Origin of the sequence: Bradyrhizobium sp. CCGE-LA001 (assembly GCF_000296215.2) — a bacterium.
GTDB lineage: Bacteria > Pseudomonadota > Alphaproteobacteria > Rhizobiales > Xanthobacteraceae > Bradyrhizobium.
Map to the genome: position 1 here is coordinate 7,685,782 of NZ_CP013949.1, position 20,612 is coordinate 7,706,393.

At 64.2% G+C, this 20,612-nt stretch carries 13 protein-coding genes and 1 pseudogene; 7 read left to right on the plus strand and 7 right to left on the minus strand.

Going from position 1 to position 20,612, the window contains the following annotated elements; genetic code table 11:
- Positions 1–81: 81 nt before the first annotated feature.
- Positions 82–1,218, minus strand: a complete 1,137-nt coding sequence (locus BCCGELA001_RS34935; RefSeq protein ID WP_060737367.1) for an acyl-CoA dehydrogenase family protein — start codon at positions 1,216–1,218, stop codon at positions 82–84.
- A 264-nt stretch (positions 1,219–1,482) separates the two neighbouring features.
- Here BCCGELA001_RS34935 and BCCGELA001_RS34940 point away from each other — a divergent pair, with 264 nt between their 5' ends.
- A complete protein-coding gene (locus tag BCCGELA001_RS34940; RefSeq protein WP_060737368.1) occupies positions 1,483–3,033 on the plus strand; it encodes an acyl-CoA synthetase in 1,551 nt (516 codons plus the stop codon).
- Between the two features lie 72 nt (positions 3,034–3,105).
- Positions 3,106–4,329: an ABC transporter substrate-binding protein gene (locus BCCGELA001_RS34945; RefSeq protein WP_008540650.1), complete on the plus strand. Its 1,224-nt coding sequence runs from the start codon at positions 3,106–3,108 to the stop codon at positions 4,327–4,329.
- A 79-nt stretch (positions 4,330–4,408) separates the two neighbouring features.
- Here BCCGELA001_RS34945 and BCCGELA001_RS34950 read toward each other — a convergent pair whose 3' ends face one another.
- Entirely contained in the window at positions 4,409–5,179 is a 771-nt protein-coding gene (locus BCCGELA001_RS34950; protein ID WP_008540649.1) for a helix-turn-helix domain-containing protein, read from the minus strand.
- 183 nt (positions 5,180–5,362) lie between these two features.
- Between BCCGELA001_RS34950 and BCCGELA001_RS34955 the strand changes: the two genes are divergently transcribed.
- The 3 genes from BCCGELA001_RS34955 (at position 5,363) to BCCGELA001_RS34965 (ending at position 9,420) form a co-directional block, all read left to right on the plus strand.
- On the plus strand, positions 5,363–7,624 hold the full coding sequence (locus BCCGELA001_RS34955) for a marine proteobacterial sortase target protein (RefSeq protein WP_060737369.1): 2,262 nt from the start codon (positions 5,363–5,365) through the stop codon (positions 7,622–7,624).
- A 134-nt stretch (positions 7,625–7,758) separates the two neighbouring features.
- Entirely contained in the window at positions 7,759–8,328 is a 570-nt protein-coding gene (locus tag BCCGELA001_RS34960; RefSeq protein ID WP_008540643.1) for a class GN sortase, read from the plus strand.
- Between the two features lie 99 nt (positions 8,329–8,427).
- Positions 8,428–9,420, plus strand: a complete 993-nt coding sequence (locus tag BCCGELA001_RS34965; RefSeq protein WP_060737370.1) for a glycosyltransferase family 2 protein — start codon at positions 8,428–8,430, stop codon at positions 9,418–9,420.
- 11 nt (positions 9,421–9,431) lie between these two features.
- Here BCCGELA001_RS34965 and BCCGELA001_RS34970 read toward each other — a convergent pair whose 3' ends face one another.
- Complete coding sequence (locus BCCGELA001_RS34970) at positions 9,432–11,078, minus strand: glycosyltransferase family 2 protein (protein WP_236840806.1); 1,647 nt, start codon at positions 11,076–11,078, stop codon at positions 9,432–9,434.
- Positions 11,079–11,310: 232 nt separating this feature from the next.
- Between BCCGELA001_RS34970 and BCCGELA001_RS34975 the strand changes: the two genes are divergently transcribed.
- Together BCCGELA001_RS34975 and BCCGELA001_RS34980 are read left to right on the plus strand one after the other, a co-directional pair.
- The gene (locus BCCGELA001_RS34975; protein WP_060737371.1) at positions 11,311–13,530 is read left to right on the plus strand and encodes an acetate--CoA ligase family protein; all 2,220 of its coding nucleotides are present in this window, start codon (positions 11,311–11,313) and stop codon (positions 13,528–13,530) included.
- A gap of 141 nt (positions 13,531–13,671) precedes the next feature.
- Positions 13,672–14,493: an MlaD family protein gene (locus BCCGELA001_RS34980; RefSeq protein WP_008540638.1), complete on the plus strand. Its 822-nt coding sequence runs from the start codon at positions 13,672–13,674 to the stop codon at positions 14,491–14,493.
- Positions 14,494–14,499: 6 nt separating this feature from the next.
- Here the strand turns inward: BCCGELA001_RS34980 and BCCGELA001_RS34985 are convergent, their stop codons facing one another.
- From BCCGELA001_RS34985 to fmdA, 4 genes and pseudogenes are all read right to left on the minus strand, one after another.
- Positions 14,500–17,514, minus strand: coding sequence for an autotransporter outer membrane beta-barrel domain-containing protein (locus tag BCCGELA001_RS34985; protein ID WP_063921128.1), 3,015 nt, complete (start codon positions 17,512–17,514; stop codon positions 14,500–14,502).
- A 304-nt stretch (positions 17,515–17,818) separates the two neighbouring features.
- A pseudogene (locus BCCGELA001_RS34990) lies at positions 17,819–18,858 on the minus strand (aliphatic amidase).
- A 46-nt stretch (positions 18,859–18,904) separates the two neighbouring features.
- The gene (locus tag BCCGELA001_RS34995; RefSeq protein ID WP_008540633.1) at positions 18,905–19,282 is read right to left on the minus strand and encodes an FmdB family zinc ribbon protein; all 378 of its coding nucleotides are present in this window, start codon (positions 19,280–19,282) and stop codon (positions 18,905–18,907) included.
- A gap of 80 nt (positions 19,283–19,362) precedes the next feature.
- The gene (fmdA, locus tag BCCGELA001_RS35000) at positions 19,363–20,592 is read right to left on the minus strand and encodes a formamidase (RefSeq protein ID WP_008540630.1); all 1,230 of its coding nucleotides are present in this window, start codon (positions 20,590–20,592) and stop codon (positions 19,363–19,365) included.
- Positions 20,593–20,612: the final 20 nt, after the last annotated feature.

A 20,612-nucleotide genomic window follows, 5' to 3' on the forward strand; every position in this document is an offset into this window, starting at 1 on the left:
TGTCCCGGCCATCCACGGCTTCGTCACCCGGCAAAAGAACGTGGATGCCCGGGACAAGCCCGGGCATGACGGAGAATGCGGCTACAATCCCATCTGCCGCGACGCCAGATCCTTCATGATCTCCTCGGTGCCGCCTCCGATGGCATTGACCTTGACCTCGCGATAGATGCGCTCGGCCTTGATGCCGCGCATAAAGCCGGCGCCGCCGAAGATCTGCACCGCCTCGGAGGCGCAGAAGGCCATGGTCTGGGTCGCCTGGTTCTTCATCATGCAGATTTCGGCGACCGGGCTCTCGCCCTGTTCGAGCCGCCAGGCCAGCATCTCCAGCATCGCTTGGGAGGCCGCAACCTTCTGCGCCATGTCGACGATCTTGTGGCGGATAACCTGGTGCTGGGCCAGCGGCTTGCCGAAGGTCTTGCGCTCCTTGGCGTAGGCGATCGCCTCGTCGACACAGACCCGCGCAAAGGCAGTGCAGCTCGCCGCCATGCCCATGCGCTCGCTGTTGAAGTTCTGCATGATGATCTTGAAGCCTTGACCCTCCTCGCCGATCAGGTTTGCGGCGGGCACGCGGCATTCGTCGAAATGCAAGGTCGCGGTGTCGGAGGCCCACCATCCCATCTTCTTCAGCTTGGTCCGCGACAGGCCCGGCGTATCCCCTTCGATCAGGAGCAGGCTGACGCCGCCGGCGCCCTCGCCGCCGGTACGCACGGCAACGGTCAGATAGTCGGCGCGCATTCCTGACGTGATGAAGGTCTTCTCGCCGCTCACGACGTAGTGATCGCCGTCGCGGCGCGCCCGGGTCCGCAGGTTCGCGACATCGGAGCCGCCGCCCGGCTCGGTGATCGCGAGCGCGGATACCTTCTCGCCGGCCAGCACCTGCGGGAGCACGCGCGCTTTCACCTCGGGACGCGCCGCGCGCGCGATCGGAGGCGCGCCGATGGTGTGGCTCATCAGGCTGGCACTGACACCGCCGGCGCCGGCCTGCGCGAGCTCCTGGCTGGCCACGATCTTCATGAACTGATCGGCGGCGATGCCGCCATGTTCTTCGGGGAATCCAAGCCCCAACAGGCCGATCTCGGCCGTTTTGCGACAGAGCGTGCGCGGGAATTCGCCGGCCTCGTCCCACTCATGGGCGAACGGGGTGATCTCCTTGTCGACGAAGCGACGCATGACGTCGCGGAAGGCGTCGTGCTCCGCGGTATAGAACGGGCTCTTCATGGCACTCGCGCCTCGGACGGATTCGTCCAGCCACCATGGCCGGAACATTGTTGGTTCACTTGCGTGGAGTGGCTGATCCGGACCATCCGGTTCGCGAGCCGCTGATGTCCTAGCAACTGAACGCAAGACGATTTTCGCTCCTCGCAGGCCAACTCCGCATCAAAAAATACGTGTTGCACAGACTCCGGCTGGCCCCAGGGCCATGCCGGGCATGGTGCACGACAATGGACACGCGGGCGGCGCGAGGCCGCCGAGGGAGGACCTTTGGCCGTTCGTTATTATGATTGGATCGTCCACCACGGCCGCCGCACACCTGATAAGGTCGCGCTGGTCGACCTCGCGAGCGAGCGCCGCTTCAGCTATGCGCAGCTCGATGCACGCGTCTCGCGCCTTGCCTCCTTCCTGCGCCACACGCTCAGCGTCTCGCGCGGCGACCGTGTCGCGGTGCTGGCGCTGAACACGACCGATACGCTGGAGGTGCAGTTTGCCTGCGGGCGGTTGGGCGCGATCTTCGTGCCGCTGAACACTCGCCTCACCGTTCCCGAGCTGCAGTTCATCACCGCTGACTGCGCGCCGAAGGTGATGATCCACGACACCGATCTCGCCGAGACCGCGCTCAGCGTCGCAAAGCTCTGCGGCATCCCGACCAGCCTGCTGCTCGGCCCCGGCGGCACCTATGAAGCCGGTATCGCCGCCGCAAGGCCGCTCGACCGCGCCGAAGAGGTCACGCTCGATGACGTCTCAACCATCATGTACACGTCGGGCACGACGGGACATCCCAAGGGCGCGACCATCACCCATGGCATGACGTTTTGGAATTGCGTCAATCTCGGCGGCCCCGCCTGCATCGGTCCGTCCTCGGTGCTGCTCACCGTGCTGCCGCTGTTCCACACCGGCGGGCTCAACTGCTACACTAATCCCGTTCTGCATGCCGGCGGCACCGTGATGATCATGCGCGCCTTCGATCCCGGCACGGCGCTCGGCCTGATCAATGACACTGCGCAGGGCATCAACGTGTTCTTCGGCGTGCCCGCGATCTACCAGTTCATGGCGCAGCATCCGGCCTTCGCCACGACCGATCTCAGCCGGCTGATCGTCGGCGGTGTCGGCGGCGCGCCGATGCCGGTGCCACTGCTCAAGGTCTGGGAGGCGCGCGGCGTTGCGCTTCAGCAGGGCTACGGCATGACCGAGACCTCGCCGGCCGTGCTGGTGCTCGACCGCGAGGACGCAGCGCGCAAGGCCGGCTCCGCCGGCAAGCCGGTGCTGCATACCGAAGTGCGTATCGTCCGCCCCGACGGCAGCGATGCCGATGTCGGTGAGCTCGGCGAGCTCTGGGTCAAGGGGCCCAATATCACGCCGGGCTACTGGAATAGGCCGGAAGCGAACAAGACGTCCTTCACCGACGGCTGGCTGCACACCGGCGATGCCACCCGCATCGATGAGGAAGGTTTCTACTACATCGTCGATCGCTGGAAGGACATGTACATCTCGGGTGGCGAGAACGTCTATCCGGCCGAGGTCGAGAACGTCCTGCATCAGCTCAACGCCATCGCGGAAGCCGCCGTGATCGGCATTCCCGATCCGCAATGGGGCGAGGTTGGCCTCGCCATCGTCGCGGTGAAGCCCGGCCAGAAGCTGACCGAGGCCGACGTGCACGCGCATTGCGCCGCCAATCTGGCCCGCTTCAAGTGCCCGCGCCAGATCCGCTTCGTCGAGGCGCTGCCGCGCAACGCGACCGGCAAGATCCACAAGCCGACCTTGCGCAAGGAGTTCTCGGTGGCTTCCGAGATCGACAAGAAAGCCGCCAACGCTTGATCGAGGCGCCCTTCGGGGCGCTTTTCTTTTTGACGTGCCTGCCCAACCCACAAGAAACGCCAAGGAATTTCCATGAAGAACAAGAAACTCGTCCTCCTCGCCGCCGCAGCCGCCCTGTCATTGCTCTCGGTTCAAGGCGCCTACGCGCAGAAGAAATACGACACAGGCGCCAGCGACACCGAGATCAAGATCGGCAATGTCGAGGCCTATTCCGGCCCGGCTTCGGCCTACGGCATCATCGGCAAGACCGAGGAAGCCTATTTCAAGATGATCAACGACCAGGGCGGCATCAACGGCCGCAAGATCAACTGGATCTCCTATGACGACGGCTATTCGCCGCCCAAGACCGTGGAACAAGTCCGCAAGCTGATCGAGAGCGACGAAGTGTTCCTGGTGTTCAACGCGCTGGGCACGCCGACCCAGACCGCCGTGCAAAAATATCATAACGCCAAGAAGGTGCCGCAGCTCTTCCTGGCCACCGGCGCCAGCAAATGGAACGACCCAAAGGGTTTTCCCTGGACCATGGGTTTCCAGCCGAGCTACCGCGTCGAGGCGCGGATCTTCGCCAAATATATCCTGCAGGCCAAGCCCGATGCCAAGGTCGCGATCTTCTATGCCAATGACGATTTCGGCAAGGACTACGTCGCCGGCATCAAGGAGATCTTCGGCGAAAAGGCGTCTTCACTGATCGTCGCGGAAGAGAGCTACGAGACCAGCGAGCCCTCGATCGATTCCCACATCGTCAAGCTGAAGGGCACCGGCGCCAATGTCTTCGTCAACATCTCGACGCCCAAATTCGCCGCGCAGGCGATCAAGAAGATCGCCGAGCTCGAATGGAAGCCGATGCATGTGATGACCGACGTGTCGATCTCGATCGGCGCGGTGATGAAGCCCGCGGGTCTCGAGGCATCCGAAGGCGTGCTGTCGGCAAGCTATCTGAAGGACGCGTCCGATCCGCAATGGAAGGACGACGAAGGCATGAAGAAGTTCATGGCGTTCATCGACAAGTACATGCCCGGCGCCAACGTCTCCGACACCAACGTCGTCTATGGCTATGCCGCCGCGCAGACCCTGGTCCAGACCTTGAAGCAGTGCGGCGACGTGCTGACGCGGGAGAACGTGATGAAGCAGGCCGCCAGCTTGAAGGACTTCGCGCCGGATACGCTGATCCCCGGCATCAAGATCAACACCGGCCCCAACGACTTCGCGCCGATCGAGCAGCTCAAGATGATCCGCTTCAAGGCTGGTCAGTGGGAGCTGTTCGGCGACATCATCAGCGCGGAAACCGGAGGCTAGCTCGCATCAGCTGACCATGCCCAACGAGATGGCGGCCGAAAGGCCGCTATCTTTTTGTGTGAGCGAAGTCGAAGCAAGGCTATGCGGGCAGGAAGAGCGCAAAGGACTCTTCCACCGTGCGGCGCAGATGCTTTCGATACAGGCCGTAGTTGGCGTCGTCGGGCGCGACGCGTCCCAAGGACGGCTTCGGGACGTTCTTGAGCGGCACGTAGGCGATCGGCGCGGCGACCGGCGTGAGCTGCGAACCCGGGCCGGCGCGGAGCGTCGAGATGATGCCATACATTTCACCGGCAACTGTCGGCCGCGACACCGTGATCACACGATGCTGGCCGTGCTTGATGATGACGAGGTAGATGAAGCCGGACTGGTGGGGGACGGCGACCTCACCGGTATGTTCGTAGGCGGCATCGGTCCGGTCGCCCTCGCGGAAGACCAGCGAGGAGACTTTCGGCTCCCAGATGATCTCGGTGCGATAGGCGAAGATCGCGTCCTTGTCGCCGAACGACGGCCGCAGGGTGATGTAGACGTCCTCGAGCCAGCTCACCGCGCGGTGCGCATAGGAGCCGAGGCTGTCGGGTGCGACATCGTTTGCGGCCGGCGACGTCACCACGACGGCGCTCTTGCGCAAGGAAACGCCCAGTGCCTGCTCCAGCCGGACCATCGTCGCCAGCGTGAACGGCCGGCGGCCGCCAAGCACCTTCTCCAGCGTCGACAGGCTGAGCTTGGCCTGCTCGGCCAGCGCCTGCCTCGAGATCCGCCGTCTGGCCAGTTCCTCGCGAATGGTCTCGGCAATCTCCCGGCTCTGCTCGTCCGAAAGCTGCTTGTCGGTGAGTTTATCCTGCGTCTGCATCAAGTCCCTGCTCCAGGACGGCCATTCTAGCAGGGCGGACAAACCAGCACAAAACCGCACACCACGCCGTGGCGGCGGCGCGGCCGGGCCGGCCAAGGCGGAACATTGCCGATCATTCTGCTCGCGAAATCAGGCCCTTCCGACCGATGCTCACGTCGTCAAACACCTTCGGGAGCAGGCCAGATGGACAATTGCGACACGGTCGACAACAACGAACACCCCTGGCTGGGCCGGCTGATCGTGGTCGGACTGTTTCTTCTGGCACAAGGCATCGCGGTAGTGCTGGTCGCCTTCGTCGCCCTGCTGGTCAGCTTCCAGCCGGGCTGGTCGGCGACGACGGAGCAGGCGAGCCTGCTCCAGCCCGGCGATGCCCGCTCCGGCACTCTCCTCCTGAAGCACGACGGCGCCACAATTGAAGCGATCCGCCTGGGCATCGACATTGACGTCACCGTGTCAGGTCCGACGCTGCGCACCAGGGTGACGCAGGTCTTCCGCAATCCGACCAAGAATTGGGTCGAAGCGACCTATGTCTATCCGCTCGCGACCGGCGGTGCCGTCGATACGCTGAAGATGGTGGTGGGCGATCGCATCATCGTCGGCGACATCAAGGAGCGGCAGCAAGCCCGCGTGATCTACGAGGAGGCGCGCCGCGCCGGTCAGAAGGCGGCGCTGACCGAGCAGGAACGGCCGAACATCTTCACCAACTCGCTCGCTAACATCGGGCCCGGCGAAACCGTGCTGGTGCAGATCGAGTATCAGGAGCCGGTGCATCAGTCCGGCAATGAATATTCGCTGCGCCTGCCGCTGGTGGTGGGGCCGCGCTACAATCCGGCGCCGATCGTGCAGAGCGTGGACTTCCGCAAGGACGGCTCGGGCTGGGGCGCGATCAACCCGGACCCTGTTCCGGACCGCGACCACATCTCGCCGCCGGTGCTTGATCCCGCGAAGCACGCGCCGGTCAACCCGACCAGCATCACGGTGCGCCTGAAGGCCGGCTTTGCGCTCGGCGAAATCAAGAGCCATCACCATAACGTCAAGATCGAGAGCCCTGACGCCACGACGCGCGTGGTCACTCTCGCCGACGGTACCGTCGCGGCCGATCGCGACTTCGAGCTGACCTGGAAACCGGTAGCGGAGAAGGCGCCGTCGGTCGGCCTATTCCGCGAGCATGTCGGCGGTGCCGATTACCTGCTCGCCCTCGTCACCCCTCCCAGCGTGGATCAGGCGACGCAGAAGCCGCTGCCGCGCGAGGTCGTGTTCGTGATCGACAATTCGGGATCGATGGGCGGCACGTCGATCGTCCAGGCCAAGGCCAGCCTCGCTTATGCGCTCTCCCGTCTCCAGCCGACCGATCGCTTCAACGTGGTCCGTTTCGACGACACCATGGACATGCTGTTTCCCGCCTCCGTGCCGGCGGATGCCGCGCATGTCGGCGAGGCGACCTCCTTCGTCAGCGCCTTACAGGCGCGCGGCGGCACCGAGATGGTGCCGGCGATGCGCGCGGCGCTGACCGACAAGCTCGGCGAGACCGGCTTGGTCCGCCAAGTCGTGTTCCTGACCGACGGCGCGATCGGCAATGAGCAGCAATTGTTCGAAACGATCACGGCGATGCGCGGCCGCTCGCGCGTGTTCATGGTCGGCATCGGGTCTGCGCCCAATACTTACCTGATGACGCGGGCCGCCGAGCTCGGCCGCGGCGCCTTCACCCATATCGGCTCCGTCGAACAGGTGGAGGAGCGCATGCGTGGTCTGTTCGCCAAGCTGGAAAATCCTGTGGTGACCGGGCTCACCGCAAAATTCTCCGAAGCCAAGGCCGACGTCACCCCGGCGATCATTCCCGACGTCTATCGCGACGAGCCTCTGGTGCTGGCGACCAAGCTCGACAAGCTCGCGGGCTCGGTCGAGATCAAGGGTCGCGTCGGCGATCGCCCGTGGTCGGTGACGCTGCCGCTTGAAAATGCCGCCGAAGGCAAGGGCCTGTCGAAACTTTGGGCCAAGCGCAAGATCGGCGATGCCGAAGTGGCGCGTACCTTGCGCGAGATGACGCCAGAAGATTCCGACAAGGCAATCCTGGCGCTGGCGCTCGACCATCAGATCGTCACCCGGCTGACCAGCCTGGTCGCGGTCGACAAGACGCCGAGCCGCCCCGAAGGCGAGCCGCTCAAGCTCAGCGAATTGCCGCTCAACCTGCCGGCCGGCTGGGATTTCGAGAAGGTCTTTGGCGAACGACAGCTGTTGCCCGAGCAGTTGCGCGAACGCCATGCGGATGCGCGCAACCAGCCGACCGCGCGACGACCAATCCCCTCTGCGCCTGACGCGATCCGCCTGCCCAAGACCGCAACCTCGGCCGAGCTGAAGATGATCGCAGGGCTGATCCTGATCATGCTCGCCCTGTTCCTGTTCGTGTTCAACCGGCGTCGGCCCTTGCTCACCGACGCCGCTTGAGAGAGGAGCCCCCCGACTCCTCTGCTTCAGCGCGCGCGGCTGCCCGTCCCACAACCAACGGCCGCGCGCGCCTTTTTTGTCAATCGCCATTGCGAGGAGCGAAGCGACGAAGCAATGACGGGAAGGACTTGTTTATGCCCCGCTTCATCCCTCCCCTGGTCCTTGCGCTAATCGGCCTGATCCTGTTCGGCGATGGCGCTTACGTCCATGCCAAGGCGTGGCTCGCGCAGATGTTGTTGGAGCGCGCGTTCGACAAAAGCATCGCGACGGGCCGGCCGGTCAAGCCATGGTCATGGGCCGACACCTGGCCCGTCGCGCGGATCGAGGTGAAGCGGATCGGCTCCAGCGCCATCGTGCTGGAGGGCGCCAGTGGCCAGGCGCTTGCCTTCGGTCCCGGACACATCCACCAAACGGCTGAGGTTGGCGAGCGCGGCGTTGCCGTCTATGCCGGCCATCGCGACACACACTTTCGTTTCTTGCGGGATGTGGCCATCGGCGATGTGGTCGATGTCACACGCAGCGACGGCAGACGCTTTCGTTATCGCGCGGATGCCTCCGCCGTGGTCCGCTTCGATGCATCGGGCATCGATCCTACGACGCGGGACGCAGAGCTCGTGCTTGCGACGTGCTGGCCGTTCGACGCGGTCACGTCCGGCCCGGAGCGCTATGTCCTGCATGCCATCTTGATCGCAGCCGATGAATAGCCGTTCGCAATCTGGAGCTCCTGAACTGGCGTTGACGGCCGGAGAGCTATAAGCATGGTCGATTGACCATCTTACGCTCCAATTGCAGGTAGAACGGTAATGGACGACGAGTTCAAGCTGCGCCTCGAACAGCGATTGGAGCAGCTCGAAAAATGCGTCGCGCTACTGGAACGCAATCTTGATCGCGTTGCCGCCGGACAAAGACGCTCCTCCCTGCGCAGCCTCTGGCGGCGTCCGCCGATGTGGACCTTCGAACAATATCCGCCACGCCTTCTCAACCTGGCGACATTCGCGCCGGCGCCCTCGGTCGACGCTAGTGCGCCGCGGATCGCAATGGTCACGCCCAGCTACAATCACGCGCAATATCTCGGTGCCACAATCGAGAGTATCGTGAGTCAGAACTATCCGAACCTGCATTATCACGTGCAGGACGGCGCCTCGATCGACGGCACGCTCGAGCTCCTGAAGGGCCGCGGCGACAGCATCAGTTGGAGGAGCGAACCCGACAAGGGACAGTCCAGTGCCATCAATCTCGGCTTCGCCGGCGTCGACAGCGAGATCATGGCCTATCTCAACAGCGACGACATGCTGTTGCCCGGCACACTCGCTTATGTCGCCCACTATTTCATGACGCATCCCCATGTCGACATCGTCTACGGCCATCGCGTCTTCGTCGATCGCGACGGGCTCGAGGTGGGGCGTGCCGTGCTGCCGCCTCACGACGGCCAAGCGTTGCAATATGCCGACTACATTCCGCAGGAGACGATGTTCTGGCGCAAGCGCGTGTGGGACAAGATCGGGCCGATCGACGAAAACTTCCACTATGCGATGGACTGGGACTTCATCCTGCGGGCTCAGGCAGCCGGATTCAAGTTCGTGCGCGTGCCACGGTTTCTCGCCTGCTTCCGAATCCACGACGCCCAGAAGACGGCGTCGACCTACGCGGTCGGAGTCAGGGAGATGGGCGTCCTGCGGCGTCGCGTGCTCGGCTTCGATCCGACACATATGCAGATCCGACGCGCCATCGCTCCCTATCTCGCGAAGCAACTGGCCTATCACTACGCCCACAAGCTGCGCCTGCTGCGGTATTGAGCAGGCCGTGATCAGCGAGCTCGGGAGGAGCGGATGTCGTCTTCGAGCCAGATCCGCTCCAGGCCGATGCCTAGTGGCCGCACGTCGGCGCTCAATCCGAGATCCGCGGGCGAGCGCGGATCTGACAGCGCCAGGCGGATGGTCACCGTCCCGTCGGCGGCGACGGCGGCGGGATCGAGCGCCAGACGGCGCTGGCCGCTGAACGCTCCCATCGAGAATGTCAGTTGCTGTGGCGTCCCGTCACCGACGCGGCAGAGGGCATGCAGCCGCGGATTCCCGTCGGAGACGAAGGCCCGGCAGGCCAGCACGATCTCGACCGGCCGCGACGGAACGGGATCGAGCTCGAAGCGAAGCACACAGCTCCTGGCAATGGACCAGGTGCCCCATTCCTCCGGTTCGCTCCATCCCTCGATCAATGCAGCGACGCCGGCGTCACCGCGCGTGAACGCGAGCTTCTCCGTGCCCAGGCGCGGTGCGGATACGGGAGATTCCAGAGCGCTCGGATCGAACGGCTCCTGATCCGGCACGAACTGCGCGATCACACGCGCCGCATCCGCGATCGAGCCGAGCCCAAGCGCCGAACCGTCGAGCTCGTAAAGCATGCGGTTCGGCCCGCTTGGGCGGACACCTCGCCCGGGCGGCGGCCGGTCTGTGAGGCGTGCCGGAATGATGATGTCTGCGACGTCGAAACCATGCATACGAGCGAGCTCACCGATGGTCCGGACCGTGCGATCATACAGGAGCGGACGATCGTTGATATCGGTCGCGAGGGCCTGCGCCAGCGACTTGAAGTCGAGCCTCACATGATCGTCGTCCGCCAGCAGCAGACGCTTGAGGACGAGCATGTCCTTGGCGATGAAGAGCTGGAGCGCGTTGAGATCGGGAAGCTGCGGATCGTCGTCGATCGCTCCGAAATCGCGGGCGCCGCGCGAGGTCTGCAGCAGATCCGTGGTCTCGAAGAACAGGGCGTGACCGGTGCTGTGCCGCGAAAAGCCGGCCATGCCGAGCGGCCGCGAGAGCCGGACGAAGCTGTCGGTCAGCGCGGCATTGGCGATGCCCGATGCCACGTCGGGCGAAAGGCCGATGAAATAGCGACCACCGATCGCACGCATCCGATCGATGACATCGCGCCGGACGAACGAATTGTAGATCATCGGCAGATGCGCATAGTGAGCCTGAAAGCCGAAGATGCGGGCCAGCTCGCCGCGTGACGAAACGCGCTCCACGGACGAAGCAAGGTCGATTTCGGCGACCAGCCGGTTGCGAAATGCCGGATGGTGGTAGCTTGGCCAGTAGTAGCTGTAGGCGCGCCAGCTCAACAGATCGATGTTGCGGCCCGAGAGGATCTCCGACGCCGTGGCGCACGCATAGGGCATCAGTCCGTCGTCGTCGCCGATGAAGCCGACGTATTCGCCCGAGGCGTGGCCGAGCGCCGCCTCCCAATTGTCGGTCATGGTCAGGACGGTGTCGCTGGCAAAGTGCCTGAAGCGCGCATCCTTCAGACCCGCGACCATGTCCGCGATCTCGGGATTGCCGCCATTGTTCTGCACGATGAACTCGCAATCGGCATGCGCGGGCTGGCACGCCATGGTCGCCAAGGCGTGGCGAAGCGTATCGGGACGATCGAGAGTCGGCACCACGATTGACAGGAGCGGCATGATCACCATCGAGAGGACGAACGCCACGCACTCCTAGCATTTCGGCGGATCGTTCGCACTTTCGCCAAAAGTCTGGCGATGCTAGCCTCGTCACGAAGTCCCGCTCATTCCGCCCCGCGGCATGGAGTCCATCCCGATCAATTCGCCGGAATCCCGCGCTCGACCGCGCGCAGCGAGTCCGGCAGGTCGCAACAAGAACAGGCTGCAACAAGAACAAAAGTGAGGAAGTGCCATGGAAGCTCAGGTGCCTGTTGCGTCGGTCTCTCCGCGCCCATGGTCTCCTCCGCCCGACGCCGGCGATATCGTCAAGGGCATCCATGCCATGCTGCATCCGCACAACATCGTGCTGGTGGGCGCGACCGACAAGCCGGGCAACTATGCCGAGCGCATCTGGAATAATCTGGTCAAATACGGCTACGAGGGCGGCCTCTATCCTGTCAACGCCAAGCGCGACACGATCTGGAACGTCCCGTGCTACAAGGACTTTGCCAGCCTGCCGGAAAAGCCCGATCACGTCCTGGTGTTGGTGCCGGCGCGCGCGGCCGTGCAGGTGATCCGCGATGCCGCCGCGGCCGGCGCACGTTCGGCCACCATCGTCACCTCGGGCTTCAGCGAATTGCAGGACGAGGAGAGCCAGAAGCTTGCCGCCGAACTTCAGGCGGCCGTGCGCGAGACGGGACTTGCGGTGACGGGGCCGAACTGCCTCGGCAATCTGAGCGCCGGCGAGAAGCTCTTCACCAATATTGACGATCGTATTGTCACCATGGAGCAGGGCGCGGTGGCGATCGCAGGACAATCCGGCGCGATCGTCATGGCGATCCGCCAGGCACTGGAGGATCGGGGTGTCGGCGTCGGCTACATGGTGACCACCGGCAACGAGGCCGGGCTCGAGACGCCGGACCTGATGCGCTATTTCGCCGAGGACCCGAGCATCAAGGTGATCGTCGTCTATCTCGAAGGCGTGCGCAACACCAAGGCGTTCCGCGATGCCTGCAAGGCGGCGCGCGCCGCCAGCAAGCCCGTGATCGCGCTCAAGCTCGGGGCATCCGAAGGCGGCCGCGCGGCAGCGATGGCGCATACCGGCGCGCTCGCCGGCTCGATCGAAACGTTCGATGCCATCGCAACGCGCGAAGGCGTCATTCGGGTCGGCGGGCTCGACGAGTTGATCGAGACCACCGAGTGCTTCGTCCACGCCGCAGCACCCAGAGGCGGCCGGCTCGCCGCGGTCACGCTCTCCGGAGGCAAGCGCGGCATGCTGATCGACGCTTTCTATGCCGCGGGCCTGAACTTCGCGCCGCTCAGCCCGCATGTCAGCGCGGAACTGGGGAAGATGCTCGGCCCCGGCTCGATCGTCGGCAATCCGCTCGACGCAGGCTTTGCCGCCGTGGTCGATCCCTCCGTCTACATGAAGTCGATCAAGCTGATGATCGACGATCCCGACATCGACGTCGTCATCATCGACGCCGAGCTGCCGAAGGCACCACACGAGCTGCGGGAGCGCAATTTGCGCATCGTCGACGAGATGGCGAGCAAGGCTTCGAAGCCCGTGATCTATATCAGCGCGATGTCGATCGGCTTCACCGAATTCACCAAGGACCTACGCAAGTCGCTGCCGCATCTCGCCGTCATGCAGGGCCTGGAGCGCGCCGTGACGGCGATCAAGTCGCTGCTCGACTACGCGAAGCTGCGCAAGGAAGTCCCCGACATCGCCTCGAGCTCGAAGCCGGCCGCACGGGCCGTGCTGGAGAAGGCGCTGACATCAGCCGGCGGCGCCGCACTCGACGAGGTCGCCTCCAAGAGGCTGCTGAAGGCCTACGGCATTCCGGTCTCGAAGGAGGCCATAGCGCAGACGGCGGCGGAGGCCGCCACGATCGCCAAGCAGATCGGATTCCCGGTCGTGGCAAAACTCGTCAGCGCCGAGATCCTGCACAAATCAGACATCGGCGGCGTGGTGCTGAACCTCAACAGCGCCGCCGAGGTGAAGAAGGCGTTCGCCGACATCACCGCCCGGGTCGCAAGGCTGAAGGGCAAGCCGAAGCTCGACGGCATCCTGATCGCGCAGCAGGTCAAGGCCGAGCTCGAGCTCGTGGTCGGCGCCTCGCTCGATGCCGAGATGGGGCCGGTCGTGCTGTTCGGCACCGGCGGCATCGACATCGAGCTGATGAAGGACGTCGCACTCGCCGGCGCGCCGCTGGACGAAGCCGAGGCGCGGCTGCTGATCGGCCGCACCAAGGCCGGGATCAAGCTACGCGGCTATCGCGGCAACCCGGCGCTCCACGAGGCCTCCGCGGTGAAGGCGCTGGTCGGGCTGTCCAACCTGATCGCGGATGCCGGCGACCGGATCGCCTCGATCGACATCAACCCGTTCCTGATCAACACCAAGACCGGCGTGGCGGTCGATGCGCTGATCGTGCTGAACAACGCCGCGGCAAAGCGCGCGGCTGGGCATTAAAGTCCGTAGGGCGGATTAGCGCAGCGTAATCCGCCACGTGCGACAGGCGAAGAAGGCGGCGGGTTACGCTTCGCTAACCCGCCCTACTTATCATCCGGCCTCCTTCCAACTCCCCCGCTTTGGCCGTAAAATCGCCCCTGCATGGCACGCGCGAGCAATCTGGTGATCGGAACAGCGACGCTGACGGCGATCGCCGTGGCGTTCGGTGGGCTGCTCGGTGTCCAGAAATGGCGTACCATCCAGAGCCGCAGCCAGTTGCGCGTGGTGTTCGAAGGCGGTTCCGCCAGCGGACTGCGGCGCGGCGGGCCGGTCAATTTCGACGGCGTGCCCGCGGGCCAGATCCTGTCGATCAAGCTGGATAGTCCCCGCAGGATCGTGGCGCTGGTGATGCTGGACAACGCCGCGCCGATCCGCAAGGACACCGTCGCCGGCATCGAGTTCCAGGGGCTCACCGGCGTCGCCGCGATCTCGCTGATCGGGGGCGCCCCGACCGCGCCGCCGGTGCCGCTGGATTCCGACGGCATCCCGATCCTGACCGCCGATCTCAGCGACGCCGAGTCGATCGTGGAGACCCTGCACAGCGTCGACCGCTCGATCGTGAGCAACGCTCCAGCGATCAAGGAGGGCCTGCGCACATTCGAGAGCTACACCGCCGACCTCAGGAGCAAGGGCGGCGATATCGACGCCGTCATGGCCAAGGTCGACGACGCCTTCGCGGGCTTCGACAAGGCGGTCACGAAGATCGAGGGCGCGGTGCCTGGCTTCGTCGACGGCAAGGCCGACGAGCTGTTTGAGAAAATAAAAGGACTGCACGAGCTCGCCGATACCATGAAGAAGAAATCGGCGGGCTATCTCGAGGACATCCGCCGCTCGCTGCTCGACGTCAGCGAGACCGCCAACAAGATGGCGGGAACGCCCGTGGCGCCGCGACCGCCGCGCAGGCCGACGGAACAGAAGCGCTAGACTAGCTCACCACGTGTAGCGCACGAGGCCCTTGCCGGCATAGGAGCGGGTAACGTTCGAGAACTCGCCCTCGAAGGTCACCGACGCGGACCAGCCGTTCATCCAGTTCATCTGCGCCGATGCCGTGGTCAGCGCGGAATCGCGCGCCTGAGCGGCGCCGTTCACGACGAAGGCCGATCCGGGCAGGGTCTGAAACACCGCGCCGACGGTCCGATCCGGATTGTAGTCATGCGCCCAGGCTAGGCGGCCGCGGAGAGTCACCAAGCCCCCGGGCGCGGCAAACGAATTGTCCGCGCGCAGACCGAGCTCGGTGCGGGTGCTGGTCACATCCTTGGCGGCATAGTTGAGGGCGAAGACGTTGCTGCCGGCCACGGCGAACTCCGAATAGCCCGGTAGACTGAACATGGTGGCCTGGAGCGCTGCATAAGGCGTGACGCCGACCCATTGCATGGCGTAGCGATACCCGCCCTCGACGCGGCCCGAAAACGCGTTGGTATTGAACTGGGCGCGCAGCTGGTCGAACCCGGCGGCGGTGACGATGCGATTGGTGGTGACATCCTGCCAGCCATAGGCCAGCGCAGCCGTCACATAGGCGGGACCAGCGGTGTGACGCACGAACGCGCCGGCCTGGAACAAGTCGGAGCGGCCCCAGCCGAGGCCGTTGACGCCGAAGCTGGTGGCCCCGCCGGCAAGCGCGAAACCGGCGACGGTCGACGGGGAGAAGCGGTAGTCGAGACCGACGGCCGTGCCGTAGACACTGCTGGTGGTGTCGTTCGAGCCGAGCGCGGCGTGGCCGTCGGTGGTCTGCGAACCGCCATAGCCGGCCGCCCAGACATCCCAGCGCTGCTCGAAGGTCGCGGCCGGTGCCTTGCGGTAGATCGAGGCGAAGGCGTCGCGGGCATCCCTGCGACGTGCGGCGTATGCATTGGCGCTCGCATCATCGGCATATGGCATCGCACCGGACATGCCGCTCCGTCCTGAATTGTAGACATCGGTCAGCAGGCCGAGAAACAGGTTCATCGCGTTGAACGTCGTCTGCTGCGAGCCTGTCGCGGGTTCACCGGAAGCCTGCGTCAAGCCGTTGGGACCGAGACCCGCGAATTCGGCTCGCAGGAAACCATTGCTGTTGAAGAAATTCTGAAGCGTGGTGGCGACGTTCTTCTGATTGATGTTGAGTGCGTACTTCGCACCATAGTCCAGCGTGAAATTGAGATGGACAGTGCCGCTGGGATCCACGGTGGTCGTGCCGATGAGACCACCGGGGGCGGCAACGCCGGTAAAATTGCCGGCTGCGGCGCCGGAAAACTGCATGATGGTGTATTGGGGCAATATGGTGCTGCCGGCGTAGAGCGAGACGCCGACATTGCCGTTCAGGGTCACGTTGCCCAAAACGTTGGCAAAACTCGCGGTGCTTCCGCTACCGACCTGAACGAGGTACAGCGCACCGGACTGGAAGGCGAGGTCGCCTTGAACCCACATGCTCGAACCCGGCCCACCATCGCCGGGCGCATAGATGCCGCCATTGGCGATGACGGTATTGCCGACGATTCCGGCACCGAACAGCGCGCCGCCCGCGTTCACGGTGGTGAGGCTCGACTGCGAGATATTGCCGTCGACCCGGAGGACGCCGCCGTTCACGGTCGTCGTGCCGGTATAGGTATTGGTGCCAGAGAGGATCAGCGCGCCGTTGCCGACCTTTTCCAGCGAGCCCGGACCAGCAGGACCGCAGCTGCAGGGATCAAAATCGCCGATGACACCGCTGGCCTCGGTCGTGCGGTTGTTGCCCCCGACGACGAGGGTGTTGCCGCCACCGATATAGTAGAAGCCGTTGCCTTCGATCGAGCCGGCCGTGACGCGGCCGTCGCCGTTGGGACCGATGCTGACGCCGAAATTGACGATGCCCGTGTCGGTCGTGATGAAGCGCGCAGTGCCGCCGGTGGAATTATCGTAGAATTCGGTCTTGCCGCCGTCCTTGGTGACGATGGTGGCATTGCCCGCCGTGGTGAACGCGCCGAAATTGGTCCGGCCGCCGGACTCGTTGATGATCGTCGCGTTGCCTGCGGTCGCGGTGTCGGATCCGGTCATCGTACCAAAGACGGTTCCGCTGAGATCATTGTTCACGATGGTCGCCGAGCCCGCCGAGGATTGCTCGATGAACACGGTGCCGCCGCCATTGTAGTTGGTGATGCTGGCCATGCCCGCATTGGTGCGGCCGAAGAAGCCGGTCAAGCCGCTATCGTTGATGATGGTCGCCCGGCCAGCCGTCGCGGTGTCGGTCCCGCCTCCCGTCAAATCGCCAAAGTACAGCTGGCCTCTGTTGGTGATCGCCATTGAGCTGGCGGAGGTCGCATTGCGAAACGTGGTCAGGCCGGAGAGCTCATTCAGGAGCAACGTAACTCCCGACATGTCGGCATTGACGACGTTGAAGAGACCCTCATTGATGACAGCGCCTATGATGCTGGCGGTATGGGTCACGTCACCGAGCTGAAGCGAGCCGCAGTTGCAGATGAAAGTGCCACCGGCATATGTGTTCGCACCCAACAGCGCCAGGAAACCGGGCCCGTCTACGGTGATGCCGCCGCTGCCGGTGATGCGCGACGCGATCGCCGCCGACGGGTCCCCAGTCCCTGTGACATCGTTGGTGACGAACGTGGTGCCGCCCGGGGCGAGCCTGAGGTCGCCGCCCTGGATCGTATAGATCGAACCGTCGCCGGTGAGGTCGAAGCCCACGAGACTGGTCAGCTGCACGCCGGTCGGCGTGACGGTCACCGTCCCGCCCATTGCCGGCGTCGAAGGACCGCCGCTGCCGAACATCGTGCCGGCCGACAACGGATCGTAAGCGGTGCTGATCGAGCCGGATAAGTCGGTCCAGTTGGTGGTGGTGGCGTCCCAGACGCCGCCGCCGCCGTTGACGGCACCGTTCGGTGTGGTCTGCGATCCATTGAAGTACTGCTGGGCTCCGGCCGGGGTCGTCACGACAGCCACGCCCAGGGCAAGGCTCACCCCAAATGCCGCGCGCATGGTCGTGCAGCTCCGGCGCGAGCAACCGAGCCCACTCGATGGCAACCAAGCCCCCACGCACTTCCCCTCGCCCCGCGGCGCTCCCAGCGGCGCCGCGTGGAACTTAGGCCATGAGGACGGCCGGTAGAACTACGGTGCACCGAGAATCCGCCGAAGGGACCGCGTCTCGGGCCGATTCAACAGTCCATGTTGCAACCGCGCCACGGTTTGCCGCGCGCCATTCCCATTCCGCGCATGCGGCGATGTCTCCGACCCGCAATGCATATGGACGGCCATTCACATCAACGGCCGATCAGGCATCAGGCTAGTAGTTCGACGCCGCCGCCTCGTTCGGAATGCCGTCGATCGGGCACTCGTCGGTCCCCGGCGTCGAGCGGGTCATCGCTTCGACCATGTCGCGCGTGCCTTCGGGATCGGCGATCCAGTTCTTGTAGAAATCATACGGGCAGGCCGCGACGCCGCGCGGGTTGTCGCCGGAATTGATCATGCCGGTGTAGCCGCGGTGGACCAGCTTGTAGAGGTGGTTCTGCGACTGGCCGTTGCGGCGCGCGTCGCGGATCAGATGCTTCGACAGCTGAGCGTATTGGATGCCGTAGTCCTCTTCGCCGCATTCGCCGAGCGTGCGGCCATCGAAGCCGATGATCGCGGAGTGACCGAAGTAGGATAGACGCCGTCGAAGCCGGCCGCGTTGGCGACCGCGACATAGACGTTGTTGGCCCATGCCATCGCCTTGGAGATCATGACCTGCTGCTCCTTGGCCGGATACATGTAGCCCTGGCAGCGCACGATCAGTTCCGCGCCCTTCATGGCGCAGTCACGCCAGATCTCCGGATAGTTGCCGTCGTCGCAGATGATAAGGCTGACCTTCAGACCTTTCGGTCCGTCGGAGACATAGGTGCAATTGCCGGGATACCAGCCTTCGATCGGCACCCAGGGCATGATCTTGCGATATTTCTGCACGATCTCGCCCTTGTCGTTCATCAGGATCAAGGTGTTGTAGGGCGCCTTGTGCGGATGCTCCTCGTGGCGCTCGCCGGTGAGCGAGAACACGCCCCACACTTTCGCCTTGCGGCAAGCCTCCGCGAAGATCGCGGTTTCCTCGCCCGGCACCACGGACGCCGTCTCGTACATCTCCTTGGAGTCGTACATGATCCCTTGCGTGGAATATTCCGGGAAGATCACGAGGTCCATGCCGGGCAGGCCGACCTTCATGCCGACGATCATGTCGGCGATCTTGCGGGCGTTGTCGAGTACCTCGGTCTTCGTGTGCAGGCGGGGCATCTTGTAGTTGACGACCGCGACGCCGACCGTGTCGTTGCTGCTGGAGATGTCACCGTGAAGCATGTCGAGCGCTCCTGTACTCTATTTTGTTTGATGATGGCGTGTGGCGTTAGTGGCTGATCATCCAGGGACGCGCCGTTGGAAAACCCTTGGCGCCGCTCCTGGACTTGGTCATCAGCCGCGCGGGCTTCTTCCTGTCGGACGCGCCCTTGTCCTTGACGGTCTTGCCCGACGAACAACAGCCGCAACCCGGGCCGTGCGAGGCCTTGTATTGCGCCAGCGTCTGCGGCGCATGCGTACTGCGCTCGTTGACGGCGTGCGCCTTGCGCTTCTCCGCCGGCATGCAGAAGAAATTCGGCGCGGTCAGGATCACCCGCGGCGCTAGCGTCTCGCAATGCGGACAGCTTTGCGCGTCGTCGCATTCCGCCATCGGGCGCAGATCCTTGAAAGGTCCGCAATCATCACAGAGATATTCATACACCGGCATTGTTGATCCCTACGTATTTGGTGACCGCGCGTGCGGAGAGAGCCCCTCTCCCCGTAAGAACGGGGAGAGGGAACGCGGCGTCATTTGTCCGGCGAGATCGGCATCTGGATATCGCCCGTGATGTGCTTGATCGGCCCTGCCGCTGAGGGCATCACGTCGAAGTCGAAGATCTCCGTCGGCAGCCACAGCGTGGCGCAGGCATTGGGCACGTCGACCACGCCGGAGATGTGGCCCTGGCACGGCGCGGTGCCGAGAATGGAATAGGCCTGGGCGCCGGAATAGCCGAACTTCTTCAGGTACTCGATGGCGTTGAGGCAGGCCTGGCGATAGGCGATGTGGACGTCGAGATAATGCTGCTTGCCGGCCTCATCCACCGAGATGCCTTCGAAGATCAGATAGTCCTTGTAGTTCGGCGTGATCGGCGACGGCTTGAAGATCGGATTCTTGATGCCGTATTTCGCCATGCCGTCCTTGATCACCTCGACCTTCAGATGCAGCCAGCCCGCCATCTCGATGGCGCCGCAGAAGGTGATCTCGCCGTCACCCTGGCTGAAATGCAGATCGCCCATCGAGAGACCGGCCCCCGGCACGTAGACCGGGAAGTAGATCTTGGAGCCGCGGGAGAGATCCTTGATGTCGCAATTGCCGCCATGCTCGCGTGGCGGCACGGTGCGCGCGCCCTCCGCACCGATCTTGGCCTTCACATCGCCCTTGGCGCGGCCGCCATGGGCCGTCGGCGCGAACGGTGGATTGGCGAGGCCGGGCACGCGGGTCGGGTTGGTCGAGATCAGCTCGGCCTCGCGCTTATTCCAGGTGTCCAGCATCTTCGGATCGGGCAGACAGCCGATCAGGCCGGGATGGATCAGGCCGGCGAAGTTCACGCCGGGCACGTGGCGCGACGAGGTGTAGAGACCCTTGATGTCCCAGATCGACTTCTGCGCCAGCGGGAAATGGTCAGTGAGGAAGCCGCCGCCGTTCTGCTTGGAGAAGAAGCCGTTGAAGCCCCACAGACTCTCCTTGAGCGGACCGACGTCGAGCAGGTCGACGACGAGGAGATCGCCGGGCTCGGCGCCCTTGACGCCGATCGGGCCGGACAGGAAGTGCACGATCGACAAGTCGATGTCGCGCACGTCGTCCGCGGAATCGTTGTTCTTGATGAAGCCGCCGGTCCAGTCATAGGTCTCGATGATGAAGTCGTCGCCGGGATTGACCCAGGCCACGATCGGGATGTCGGGGTGCCAGCGGTTGTGCACCATGTCATTTTCATAAGCCGACTTGGTGAGATCGACCTTGATCAGTGTCTCTGGCATCGAGAGGCTCCCCTTTACTA